This is a genomic window from Bacillota bacterium (assembly GCA_013314855.1).
Classification (GTDB): Bacteria; Bacillota; Clostridia; order Acetivibrionales; family DUMC01; genus Ch48.
The window spans coordinates 19,304-32,671 of sequence record JABUEW010000042.1 but is presented as its reverse complement, the minus strand read 5'-3'; the positions used below and the strand labels follow the sequence as shown (position 1 = coordinate 32,671).

Below are 13,368 nucleotides of genomic sequence, written 5' to 3'. Positions count from 1 at the left end.
AATTTTCTTATCCTTGCTATATACACCTGTTTCCATATTTTTATTATAACATGCTGCTCTTAAAAAAACCAGCCCTTTTTTAAAATATGCTCTATTGCTGTATAAAAAATTTTATGAAGAGGCCCTTAATTATTCATGTCTCTTAATTATTCAATTTTTCTAAACTTGCTTATAAAGAATCCTTCATAAAGAGCTGTCGGTAAAATAAGTATTATATTATCACTAGAACCCGCGATATCAACCCTCTTCACATCTACACCTAATCCCGTAAGGTTTAGATTTATCTTTTCCGCCTCAATCCGACCACGGAAATTTTCCAGCATCCATGCTACATTGTCCTCGTTTTCTTCTTTCATAATACTGCAAGTAGAATATACAAGTACACCTCCCGTCTTCAATACGCGAATTGCTGTTTCCAACAACTTCTTTTGTTCTTTTGAACAGCGCAGCATGTTTCTAATTGTCCACCCTCGATAGCTCTGAGGACTGCTTATGGAAAAAAGACCTGTACCGCTGCAAGGAGCATCAAGTAAAACTGCATCGAAGTATTCATTCCAGTTATTCTCTAACCTTTTCCCGTCTCCTACCCTTACCTCCACAATATTTGCTCCTTGCCGTTCTATATTGAACTTAAGCCTTTCAGCCCTGATAGGATTCAATTCGTTGGCCAATATAAACCCATCATTTCCCATGATTGATGCAAGCTGTGTAGTTTTACTTCCGGGTGCCGCTGTTAGGTCAAGTATCTTCCACCCTTTTTGCGGCTGGATAATAAGAGGAGGAATCATACTAGACAAACTCTGCAGGTATATCTTACCATCCACGAAAAGTCCATGCAATTCAATGTCTTTTTCCTTTTTATTTCTTATGATCAAGGCATCTTCATACCAGAGTACTCTCTCGAATTTTATATTATCTTTCCTGAAGATATTCATCACACTGCGTATGTCAGTCTTCAACCTGTTCACCCTAAGCGTCACTGGCCTTGCAGACATAAATCCTGAATAAATCCTTTCAAGCTCATTCGGACTGTATTGAGTCGAGATATGCTCCAAAAAATCTATGGGCAGTTTTTTGTAAAGTTGAGTATATGATTTCATTTGTTTTATCATTCCTTCCAAAAACTAATAAATTTTGAAATTTCCTTTATAATTTTTATAGACCTTTTATAATAGTCAAGTCTAAGTTTTATACGGAAAATGTGTCCTTATGTTTTATATATAAATTTGGCCTTTAGAAGATGCCATAAAAGGTACCTCCTCAAGGCCAATTCCATCGTGATATCCTTGGTATCAATGTAATTATTTTACTCAAACAGTCGATTTATTTAGACCTTGTCTTATTAACAGGAATTTTTTCACATAATCCCCTCCCTGATTCCTGGTGCTGTTTAACGTTAAATAAAATTAATCTTAAATAAAAAATTATCAAAAGAGCAGGTAGCACAAATTATTCTGTGCTCCTGCAAATTTCAAATTTATATTTGCCTGAAACCAAAGTTAAAACAAGGTTGTTTCCTTTTATGTCCATATTAATGCCGAATACTCCTTCAATACTGCCCCCGTTTTCCTTTATCTTACCATTGTAGTATACTGGAAGATAAAGTGTTGCATAAGAACCCAATCGCCTGTCCAGCCATTCTTTTCTCTATGGGGGCAGTCAGTGGGTATGCTGTGATAGTTTGAAACCGTCGACCAATAACAAAGCTTTTGGACAGTATTCAGAAGTTCGTCAGAACACCTAAAATGCCCTCTTTCTTCAAAATCAGTATGCATGACAAGGCCAGTCACAGCATCCAGACCAGGCTCGTAATCAAGTCCGGAAAGCTCTATGTACTGGAATCCGTGATACACAAAAACCGGCTGCCATATTTCAACCTCATCGCTCTTTTTTATATATTTGTCAGTCTGAAACTCGCCACTTTTTACAAAGCCGGCAATCGGAACCTGGTTTAAGCTAAGATTGTCTTCTTTGAGCATATCGGAATACTTAATTACCACTTCTGTGCCTGCTTTCCCCTCTACTTTGATTCTTGCAACACCGGAAAAGTTCTGTCCCATATCAAATATCCATGTACCTGAAGGTGATCGCCATTTCTTCACAGCCGGAAATTCACGGGTTATTCTTATGGGCTGAAGCTCAAAAGCACGCAGTACCCCACCAGGTGGACGAATTATTTTTGCAGTTTCCCATTTTGAATCATCAAACTCGGGAGTATTCCAGCCCGGTATTTCAAGACGCGCATCATAAAATTCCCCGTTTCTTATACCGTTAAAAATAATAGGGCTCTGTGCAGACTTCCATGACTGATTAGTGATTATAACGGTCTCGCTGCCATCGGAAAGTTTTATGTGTAGCTCTGCAATAACTTTTGGCCAATGTCTCCATGTTGCCTGGCGTGTATTCCATGGGTCTTCAGTAAAACAATTATACCAGCCATTGCCTAAAATTACACCAAGAGCATTCTTGCCGGGTTTTAGCAGTTCCGTGACATCATATGTGAGGTACAGAACAGTGCTATCAAACCGGGTAAAAGCAGTAGAAAGCACATCATCCGAAGGTTTTACACCGTTGATATAGGCATAAAAATATCCCAGTCCGCAGATATATAGCCTTGCCTCTACAGGAGTACAATGAAGCTCGAAGGAAGTGCGGAGAAATGGGGCAATAAAAGCAGTAGACTCATTTCTTATATAATTTGCTGTAATCCAGTTTGCATTCCATTTCTCATTCATTTTGCCGGTTTCAAAGAATGCAGCTTCACTTTCAAAAGGCATATCTTCCATATCATACGCCACAACCTTCCACCAGTAGCGTGTACGCGGCAATAGAGTTTTTCCGGCGTAGACGATATGTACGCTGTCTGATGACGCAATCTTTCCACTATCCCATGCATCATAAATGCCGCAATCAAAATTCTCTTTGGAGCTTGAAACAAGCAGTCGATATGCAGTTTGGCGTTGCCCGCGGACTGCTGAGTAAAGTTTCCACGAAAAACGAGGTTTGGAATCTATTCCAACTGGATTTTTCAGATAGTTACAAGTAAGATTACCGACTTTAAAACCTTTAGACAATTAAAACCACCTCTATTACATCTGTGGATGTTATAAAACACCCTCCCAAATCCGGAATCATTGCTATATCACATAAATGCTTGCATTTCCCATACCGAACGGAAGCAATTCATACTTTTCCTTATATTGATCAAAAGCAATAAATGTGTGAGGACCAACATATTCTTTTTCAACAATATCCTTTATCCTATTCGGGCCCATGAGGTTAAATAGTGTAGTATCAAGAGTTACTTCTATTTCATTGCTTCCCTTAACAACGGCATCTGTTATGTCATATATGAAGGGTTCCCAGTACTTAAGGCCAATATTCCTTCCGTTGACGTTGACACTCGCACTTGCAGCATTTATATTGTTTAGTCTAAGATATACCTTTTTGCCTGTATTTTCGAGATTTACAGATGCTGTAAGTGTAATACTTCCGGCATAAAATGGATATCCTGAAGATGTAATGTCCTTGTGATCAGGTTCGAATATACTTCCATCAATACTGAACACCGTCCTGTTTTCATCTACTACTGAAAACTTCCCAACAATATATACGGTTTCGACTTCAGTAGCATTATGGTTTTTAAAGTCCTTAACCCCTATGTGAGTTCCAGGACCTGTTATATTATTAATCTTTTTACCCTCTATCTTTAAAGTATTGATACCTTGCTTGATGAATCCCGTCAGAGAAACTTTTGTAAAACTTATATCTTTCCAGTTCTTGTTAACATCAAACCTTCCCATTTCCCCAGGTGTTTTCATCGGTTTCACCCGGTTACCATTTATAGTAATACAGTCTAGATTTTCTGCATTTTCTATTGCAGCGAAAACCTCTCCCTCGGGTATGTTGATTACTTTAAAATTGTATTCGGCACTGAACGGTGTTCCATCTTCAGCCTTATAGAATAAGTTGTGCCATACCATAGCCAGCGGTTGTCTGTCCGCTACTTTTTTACCGTTTAAATATAATGTGACATCATTAAGCGGGAGTACATTTTCTTCAAGGATATGAGTACTCCAGTTTTCAATAATTAATGACGAATCACCCAGTGTAAAAAATTCAATACCCGAATCCAGCACTGTCGGAGAAGGATTGGCATCCTGTACTTTCATATCCATAAAAAGTAAAAGTGACCCTGCAGGATAAAATTTAACTTCCAGTATTGTGCAGCCGTTTTCCAGCCTGTAGGGAATTTTATACAGCTTTCCGCTGCAAATATCGGCAGCGGTTAGTTCATGTTCCCCGGGAATCCGGATTTCCGCTGAAATGTCCCTCTTTTCATCAGTATTTGCAAATAACAACATTTCACCGTTTTCAAGCGCTCTTTGCTGCAATATGATTTTTTTTGCCGGACTGCCGGAAAGCCTGTCAGTTATACTTATTCTATCCGGGTATAAAGAATCCAAGATATTTAGCACTTCCTCGATTGAACTTGCCCATCTAATACTTTGTGGCCACTGTATTTCGGTTTCTATTCCATCAATTCTTTCCGGGCCAGGTTTCATCATAATTAAATTTCCATAGTTGGCAAATTCACTTATAAGTTTTAGGGTGTTTTTCCTTAATGTTATCATTGGAGGAACAACGACACACGAATAACTATGCTGTCCTACCTCAATTTTACCATTGTAAACCCTGCAATGTTTCTCCATTATGATTTCATCCCCAAAATGGAAGTCAAGTTTGTTTGCAATAAGCTCTTTTGCCAGCCTGTCAAAATTATCTGCGCCACCCTGCATAAATTTTATTGAACTATCGGTTTTAATAGGTGAATATGTACTCCATGCACTGGCTATTGGATGTAACAGAAGTATATCGACCTTTCTTTTACCCTGGGATACCGTATATGAAAGCCTTCCAATATAGTCGGCAAAATTCTTTTCGTTTTTCCACCAGGGCTGCTGATAGTAAAGGTTGGCAGGATAATCCCTCTTTCTCTCTCCACGCATAGAATAAAGCGAAAGGTGATGGTTCACAAAGCTTATACCAAGAACTGCTTGCCAGTCTGCAATCCACTTTCTATGGAAAAAACTTACTTGTTGCCCTACACACCCAAAAACTTCACAAAATGCCCGTTCCTTTCCAAGTTGGTCTACCACCGAAGTTACCTGCTTTACGGTAACTACCTGTTCTATATTCCTGCCAAGTTTATCTATGCCTGGCCAGTGCATATATTGGTAATGTGGCATTGCAGCACCTATCCATGAGAGCTGTGAAATAAGGTTGTCTTCCGCCATAAAATGCCCAGTCATTATCAGATTGTTTTTTTCACACCAATCATAATATCTCTTTGTAAAGTTTTCCATAAATAGCCTTGTGGCGCTGTCAAAAAAGTCAAACCGTATCCTTTTATAATCCCCGGTTTCAAAGAACAACTCCGTAAGATGTGACAAAATATTGTAACCTTTAAGCTTATTGAAGAATTCCGGGAGGTAATCAGACCATGGCATTACAGGTACATTATAATGTCCGGACATCAGATAACAGGGTTCATCGGTAAAAATTCCCGGGATTTCCTTTCCGAAGTATTCTCCACAATATTCTTTATATCTTTCATGTGTACACTTAATAAATGCATCAACCGCCTCAGGGTTCATCAGGTCAACATATGACATCCCATTAAACCAGGCATTACCAAGGGGTGATATTCTTCTACATATATTGTACACTACACCATCATGTTCATGCCTTTGCAATACCTGGTCATTTTCCGTTATCTGGTCATCTTTAAGTAACACCAGTGCACGACTTCTATATTTTTCATTTTTGGGGACCTCTCCTCCCGCAAAACCTGAAGGCCACTTATCTTCATCATAGAGCCAGGCGTAAGTACCGGTTTCCCTGGCTTTTTCAGCACATGCTTTGACGAGGTCCATCCAATCAGTTGACAGATACCCTGTAACCAGGCCGACCCTTGAGTGCATAAAGTATCCTCCCCACCCTTTGTCGGCCATCTCCTGTATTTGCCTTTCAAGTTCACCTTTATCAAGTTTGTCATTCCAGCTCCAGAAAGGTGCTGGTCTGAATATGCAATCAGGTGATTCAAATTTTTTGATATCCATACAAAAAGACACTCCTTTCTGGGCAATACTATACATTATTGTTGTCAGATTGTCTAGAGCATTCCTTACATGAATATTATTCCGGATTAAAATAAATGTAGTCTCCTGCTTTAAATGTTCCTTCACATAAAGCTGCATCTTCCTTTACGTAAGTGCTCAATAGTTCGTGGTAGCTAAAAAGGGCATAGTAATAAAGGAAGGTTTCCCCCTACTATGCCCTCGGTACTTCTTAAAATCTCATCTTCTATTTGCATTTATTTACATTTAGTCCTCCGCAGGAATCTCTTATTAAAAGTTCAGGTTCCAAAATTATTTTCTGGTTATGTCTTTCTCCATTCTCTTTTAACCTCTTTAGTATTAATTCTGCTGCTACTTGGCCAATATGCTCTTCAGGTTGAATCATAGTAGTAATACTGGGAGTAATCAGCCCTGATGGGTCATGTACATCAAAACCAACCAGAGCAATGTCTTTAGGTATTTTTAACCCTCTTTCGGTTATTGCTTTTATTGCTCCATATGTCATCTTACTGCTCACCACATAAACTGCTGTAATATCCTTATTCCTTTCTAATAGGATTTTCATATTTTCATAGCCGGATTTCTCCTTAAAATCCCCAATAGTAATCAAGTTTTCATCAACTTTAATATTGTTATCCTGAAGAGCCTTTTTATACCCCAGTAAGCGCTCATACCCTGTGGTTTCATCCTGTTTACCCGTTATTATACCTATGTTTCTATGCCCCAGTTTAATTAAATGTTCTACTGCAATATAGCTGGCCTTGCTATTGTCAATCATGACAGAATCATATCCTCTTTTTAAATTAGGAAGGTTATCTATAAATATTACAGGCAAAGCTTTATCAATTATTCTCTGAAGAGTCACATGTTTTTTGCTTACTGTGGCCAGTATAATCCCATCTATTTGCTTTTCTATAAGTAAGTTTAAATATAATTCTTCTTTTTCAGGTTTTTCACCGGTATCACATAAAATAATTGAATACCCATTATTACTGAGAACTTCATCAATTCCTTTAATTACATGGGCGAAAAAGACTTCACTAATATCAGGCACAACTATTCCTATAGTATTTGTAGACTTCTTTTTTAAGCTTCTCGCTACCTGGTTGGGCGAATAATTCATCTCTTCTAGAGCTTTTAAAACTTTTTCTCTTGTCTTTGGGCTCACATAACTCTTATCATTTACTACCCTTGAAACAGTAGAAACTGAAATATTTAATTTTTTTGCTACATCCTTTAAAGTGGCTGACATTGCTTCTCCTCCAATATAATGTTATCGTTTGCACAACTATATTTTATTTGATAGTTATATTAAATATAGTTGCCTTTAAAACAAAGGTTTACAGTATTCTTATTAAGTTATATATTTTGTTATATTTTGCCATTTAAATTTAAAGCAATCTTGTTTACATTACCACAATTTCAATATTAAAACGACATTATATTTAAAATAATATTATCAATTCTTGATATTGATGTCAAATATTTTTGCACATCCGATTAATAACGTTTGCATATTATATTTTTAAATTTCTACATATTTTTTACGGTATCCACTCAAAATCAGTATCAAGTGGGTATACCGGTCTTTTGATATTGTGGAATTCGAGTTTTTCAATGGCTTCACAACTCGCACCCGGTGTCAGTGCCAGAATTGCCATTTGAGCTATTTTGGCAAGTTTGGGGTATAGGTATCCTAGTTTTACAACAACAACTTTGTAATTAAACACATCAATACCTATAGATTTAAAAATTTCAGGTGAAATTAATGCACATCTATTTTCAGTTATAATAACATCTATTCCTCGGACTCCCAATACTACTGCCTTACCACCATCTTCACCATCCCAGCCCAGAATATTACCTTTATTCTTTAATATGCCGCATATTTGGGCAGGTTCACTCTTCTCCGGGGCAAGTCTAGCCCCAATAGTAAGCTGTATACTGTCGCCAACTCTATGTTTTTCACATGCTTTAACAGCTATACTATCAGTTATGCCGCCTACAAGTGTATTTTGGGCATTTTTAGATAAAAGTATTTTCAGTAGATAAGTGTTATCACCTGCAGCCCCTGCAGTAGTATTATCTCCCGAATCGGTTATGAAAATAAGGTTTTCAGATGCTTTAAGAGCCTTATCAACTGCTTCTTCAGGTTCCATTGCATCTACCTGAAATCTGAAATCTTTTCTGCAATCCCAGAACATCTTACCCAGGCGTTTTGCCTCTTTTAGTGCCATATCTTTATCACTTTCAGGAATAACAATGACACTCGCCCCTACATTAGGAGCATCTACCCAGTTTTGACCATTGAAAACCGATACGGAAAGTATACCTTGTTTGCCTTCAATTCTTTCTGCTTCCTCCATAATTGATTTCATCGGTTCGCATTCTGTAATTACCATATCACCTGTAATCATAAGCGGTATCCTTACAATTACAGGCTGAGGTAGAAGTTCTTCTCTAATACATTTTAGCAATAATTGAGCAGCCCTTATCTGCGTTTCTGCCATATCAGTATGAGGTGCTGTTTTGTAACCGCATATTATGTTGGCATACTTTACAATCTCTTCAGAATTATTGGCATGAAAATCAAGGGCTATGGCAATTGGAACCTTATAACCAACTTTCTCACGTATTATTGACAATAATGCTACTTCGCCGCTACCTATATCCTCTACTTCCATAGCTCCATGGAGGTAGAGCCAGATCCCGTCAATCTCTTTTCCGGCAGGAATACCCTCTACCAATTCATTACAAAGCTTTTTGAAGCTTTCCTTATCCAATCTACCTGAAGGTACGGCATTTGCATATATAGTTGGAATCAATTCTGCCCCCGCTTCTCTAAAAACATCGGTTACAGCGACTTTACTTAAAACCCTTTCACCCGCAACATAGTCAAAGTCTTTCCAGCTAGCTTTAATGGGGCTAAAAGTATTTGTTTCTTGCTGTAACGAGCCTACAACTATTTTCATATATGATCCCTCCAATATCATATTTTGTAAGTTTAATATAATTTACTTAGCTCATTATTCCACAAGCCCAGTACGTTCAATTCCCTCAACAAACTGCCTTTGCAAAAATAAATATACTATCAACAAAGGTAACACTACAAGAAAAGTGGCGGCCATAACTACTTCTTCTGTTACCATGGCAATAATTTTTGCTGATTCCAGTGAGTCAACTACTTTCTTAAAGGTATCATAAATGGAAGGCAACATGGAAGGAAGTGGTAATAGTGAAGGCTTCCCAAGATATATTATAGGTTCATACACATAGGCATTTCCACCATATACTGCAGCATACCCAAACTTCTCATCAGTTTCCTTAATAATTGAATTCCATTTCTGTGCTGTTTCTGCCCTTTCTGAAGGATACTTTTTATGATAGTCATTATATATAAGGTTCCCAAACTGTTATAAAAACACATAGTAATTTTTTAACAAAACATTTCTTATTTTTAAGTTGAGTACTTTGATGCATGTCTTTCCTCCTGTAAGACCTTATCTATATGCAAACCCGTTATTGTTTTACACTTCCTAATACTATTCCCTTAATAAAGTACCTCTGGAGAAAGGGATATACTAATATTATAGGAAGTGCACCTAGAAATATTTGTGAAGATTTAACAGTTCTATCTGATATTACCTGAAGCACCTTCCAGTCTTCAGCTATACTAGTAGTACCCAACATAGTTGTAAGACCCAATATTACAGTTTGTAAATAACTTTGTAAAGGATAGTTTTCCGGTTTATTCATAAGTATTAATCCGTCAAACCATGCATTCCAATGCCCTACTGCCGTAAACAGGGTAATTGTCGCTATACCAGCCGTAGATACCGGCACATATATCTTCCACAATATCGTCCAATGTCCTGCACCATCTATCATAGCAGATTCTTCCAATTCTTTAGGCAAGCTTCTGAAAAAATTAAGCATAAGTACTACATTATATATTGGTACTGCTCCAGGTATTACAAGTGCCCAAACCGTATCCATCAATTTAGTAGCTTTTACTGTCATATAAAAGGGTATTAACCCTCCACCAAAAAGCATGGTAATTATGAAATACCATACAATAAATGTCCTGTGTTTAAAAGCTTTAACCTCTTTTGAAAGGGGATATGCAGTCATTATTGTAAGCAGCATATTTATACTTATGCCAAGAGCAAGTCTTTTTAAAGTAATTGTAAATGCCCTTATAAACTCGGGTTTTGTAAGTATATACTTATAGGATTCGAGATTGAAACCTATAGGTATCAAGGTTACCCTTCCCGCATCAACAACTGCTTTATTACTTAATGAAATGGCCAATACATGAACAAGTGGCAATATACATATTAATGAAAGGAAAAGCATATACGTGTAATTAAATACATTGAATATTCGTTCCCCTAGTGTCCGCTTAATTTTCAAGATATCCCCTCCTGTCACACAATAATATTATTTATTGCTCATATTTAGAATATTCTGTAATCTGCAAATTTGTATGCCAGATAATATGAAACCGAAATTAATATACATGATACTACGGATTTAAGAGTACCAACAGCAGTAGCTAACCCGTACCTTGCATTTATAAGTCCCATTCTGTAAACGAAAGTATCAATAATATCTCCTGTCTCGTAAACCTGAGGGCTATACATATTGAATATTTGTTCAAAACCTGCATTTAGTATATTGGAAAGGCTTAAAGTTGCTACCAGGACAATTATGGCTTTCATTCCCGGAAGAGTAACATGAATAGTCTGTTTCCACTTATTAGCTCCATCTATGTAAGCTGCTTCATATATAGTTGGATCAATATTAGTTATAGCTGCTAAATATACTATTGTGCTAAATCCAAAATTTTTCCATACATCTGTTATAACCATAGTATATGGAAACCATTTCGGGTTACCTAGAAAATAGATTGGTTTTATACCTGCAAACTCTAACATTTTGTTAATAATACCGGTTCCGGGTGAAAGAATGTCTACCAGTATACCGGCAAATATTACCCATGATAAAAAATTTGGAAGGTAAATGAGGGTCTGCACAGTCCTTTTATACCATTTATGCCTCAATTCATTAAGTAAAAGGGCTATAATTACAGGAAATGTCAAACCTGATATTATTTTCATGACAGCAATATATATAGTATTCCAAAATATTCTAAAGGAATTAGGAAGTTGAAAAAGGAATACAAAGTTTTGAAATCCTACCCAGGTCTGTTTCCCGAAGAGTCCTTTAGCAGGAATAAAGTCTTGAAAAGCAATTACTATACCTGCCATGGGTATATAGGAATAAATAAATACTATGATAATTGCAGGCAGGACCATAATATATAATGGTGCTTGACTTATCCTGCCTTTCTTTTTTTCTATACGGTTCTTTATTATTGACTTACTATCTTCCATAATAAACACATACCCCCTTCCATTCATTCACTTTACCAACCGGCAATTTATATTATTTTACAGGGAGTGGGAAAATCTCCTCACTCCCTGTAATTTAAAAATAGGTATTCATGCTTATAATATTATAGCACATTATCTATTTTTGTACCACTCATTTACTTCCCGGGTCCAGTCATCCCCACCAAGCTTCTTCCACTGTTCAACAAAGTTATCAAACTCACTTATCGGAGCAACTCCGGTTACTATTTTCATAAAGGTTTCATCTTCAAGGCTATTAAGTGTTGCACCCTTTTCAGTTTGAGTTTTTGTAGGTTCACCGTAGAATTCATTTTGTACGTATAAATCATTATCTCTATAATAACCTACAACCTTAAGGATACCACCAACCCCGAATATCTGTCCCCAACACCATAATGTGTTGTCGCCAGCTTCAAAATCTTTGATTTTCTGGAGATATCCTCTTTCTTCAGGTGTTAAGGAAGAAACTGGTTTCTCTCCCTTATATGCTGCAGAAACATTGTAATAAGCCTCTAGATTCTTAAAACCTCTATGAGTCTGACATATCGCATTCTGCCATATTTCGTTTCCATCTTTGGCATTAACCATTTTTTCGTAAATTGCATCGTCAGTGTTAGCATAGAATGTTTGTGTCCAATAATTCATTAGTTTCAATACAGCCTCCGGGTTCTTCATATTCTTATTCACAACCCAATATCCGTTAGGTTTTGATTCAGCTACTGTTTTTGCTGTTTTACCATCAATAGAAGGTATTGGATAATAACTCCACTCTACAGTCGGGTCATTGGTATATAGAGACTGCAGTGGCCATAACGGAGACGGAAATCCTCCGAAGAAAACTCCGGCTTTCCCGCTTGTAAGACTCTCATAAGCCTTAACTATGTCTTTTGAGCCAAACTCTTTATCAATTAGGCCATTTTTATACATCTCCTGCATCTTAGCTAGAACATTTTTCATTTCAGGCTGTATACTGCCATAAACCAGGTTTCCAGAAGCATCTTTTATCCACTTTTTTGGATATGCATGATAGCCAAGAGCAAGCCCTTGGGAAGTTTGACTAGAAAATAGAGCATTATCAATGCAAATTCCTATAGTATCATCTTTCTTGTTTCCATCGGGATCATTTTTGGTAAATGCTTCAATAATTTTGAATAAGTCGTTCATGGTTTTGGGTTCAGGAAGGTTAAGTTTAGTACGCCAATCTTCACGTACCAACAAAATGGGCACTCCTTCTTTCGTTATCGCTGTAAACGGAACTGCCATAAGACGTCCATTTACCTTGGCCGATTCAAATTGGGCAGGGCCGCTCTCCATAATTACTTGCTTAGTATAAGGTGAAGCATATTTTTCATAAGATTCCGTCATGTCAGCCAATAAGTCAGCTTTTACCAGTTGGTTAAACTGATTCATATCTGCCTGGAAAAAGTCAGGAATTTCTCCTGAAGCTATCATCAGGTTTGTTCTTTGAGCCCATTGGGATGCATCCACTATCCATTCGTACTTTACTTTAATACCAAGTTCTTCTTCATATGCTCTGGTCCATGGGTTGTTTTCAGGTGAATCACCCTCAGCATATTTAACTGTTGCAGGGTTTGGTGTGGTTCTAACAGTTTTTACGGTTATGGGTGGATTATATTTTCCAAATGGATCAGGTATTTCTTCCTGTTTCCCTTTGTCCCCTGTTTCTCCAGTCTTTACATCCTTATCACCGGACTCTGTTCCCTTTTTCGTCCCACAACCTGTGAAAATAACAGAAACACATAACAACAAGGCAAGACTCAAAAATAATACTCTTTTCATTGACATAGAAACTC

Annotated in this window: 9 protein-coding genes; all 9 read right to left on the bottom strand. The window is 37.2% G+C overall.

Annotated elements, in window-relative coordinates:
- Nucleotides 1-146: 146 nt before the first annotated feature.
- The 9 genes from HPY74_09095 to HPY74_09055 all read right to left on the bottom strand — a co-directional run bounded on the left by HPY74_09095 (nucleotide 147) and on the right by HPY74_09055 (nucleotide 13,360).
- Entirely contained in the window at nucleotides 147-1,100 is a 954-nt protein-coding gene (locus HPY74_09095) for an RsmB/NOP family class I SAM-dependent RNA methyltransferase (GenBank protein NSW90807.1), read from the bottom strand.
- A 471-nt stretch (nucleotides 1,101-1,571) separates the two neighbouring features.
- Nucleotides 1,572-3,074: a family 78 glycoside hydrolase catalytic domain gene (locus tag HPY74_09090; GenBank protein NSW90806.1), complete on the bottom strand. Its 1,503-nt coding sequence runs from the start codon at nucleotides 3,072-3,074 to the stop codon at nucleotides 1,572-1,574.
- Between the two features lie 63 nt (nucleotides 3,075-3,137).
- Nucleotides 3,138-6,122: a glycoside hydrolase gene (locus HPY74_09085; GenBank protein NSW90805.1), complete on the bottom strand. Its 2,985-nt coding sequence runs from the start codon at nucleotides 6,120-6,122 to the stop codon at nucleotides 3,138-3,140.
- A 244-nt stretch (nucleotides 6,123-6,366) separates the two neighbouring features.
- Nucleotides 6,367-7,392, bottom strand: a complete 1,026-nt coding sequence (locus HPY74_09080; protein ID NSW90804.1) for a LacI family DNA-binding transcriptional regulator — start codon at nucleotides 7,390-7,392, stop codon at nucleotides 6,367-6,369.
- Nucleotides 7,393-7,684: 292 nt separating this feature from the next.
- Complete coding sequence (locus HPY74_09075; protein ID NSW90803.1) at nucleotides 7,685-9,112, bottom strand: M81 family metallopeptidase; 1,428 nt, start codon at nucleotides 9,110-9,112, stop codon at nucleotides 7,685-7,687.
- 54 nt (nucleotides 9,113-9,166) lie between these two features.
- A complete protein-coding gene (locus tag HPY74_09070) occupies nucleotides 9,167-9,412 on the bottom strand; it encodes a hypothetical protein (protein NSW90802.1) in 246 nt (81 codons plus the stop codon).
- A gap of 247 nt (nucleotides 9,413-9,659) precedes the next feature.
- Complete coding sequence (locus HPY74_09065; protein NSW90801.1) at nucleotides 9,660-10,553, bottom strand: carbohydrate ABC transporter permease; 894 nt, start codon at nucleotides 10,551-10,553, stop codon at nucleotides 9,660-9,662.
- A gap of 44 nt (nucleotides 10,554-10,597) precedes the next feature.
- Complete coding sequence (locus HPY74_09060; GenBank protein NSW90800.1) at nucleotides 10,598-11,536, bottom strand: sugar ABC transporter permease; 939 nt, start codon at nucleotides 11,534-11,536, stop codon at nucleotides 10,598-10,600.
- A gap of 132 nt (nucleotides 11,537-11,668) precedes the next feature.
- Entirely contained in the window at nucleotides 11,669-13,360 is a 1,692-nt protein-coding gene (locus HPY74_09055) for an extracellular solute-binding protein (GenBank protein ID NSW90799.1), read from the bottom strand.
- Nucleotides 13,361-13,368: the final 8 nt, after the last annotated feature.

Coding starts and splice junctions, on each gene's coding strand:
- HPY74_09085 (NSW90805.1), bottom strand. CDS start 6,122: ATGGATATCAAAAAATTTGAATCACCTGATTGCATATTCAGACCAGCA.
- HPY74_09060 (NSW90800.1), bottom strand. CDS start 11,536: ATGGAAGATAGTAAGTCAATAATAAAGAACCGTATAGAAAAAAAGAAA.
- HPY74_09055 (NSW90799.1), bottom strand. CDS start 13,360: ATGTCAATGAAAAGAGTATTATTTTTGAGTCTTGCCTTGTTGTTATGT.
- HPY74_09075 (NSW90803.1), bottom strand. CDS start 9,112: ATGAAAATAGTTGTAGGCTCGTTACAGCAAGAAACAAATACTTTTAGC.
- HPY74_09080 (NSW90804.1), bottom strand. CDS start 7,392: ATGTCAGCCACTTTAAAGGATGTAGCAAAAAAATTAAATATTTCAGTT.
- HPY74_09095 (NSW90807.1), bottom strand. CDS start 1,100: ATGAAATCATATACTCAACTTTACAAAAAACTGCCCATAGATTTTTTG.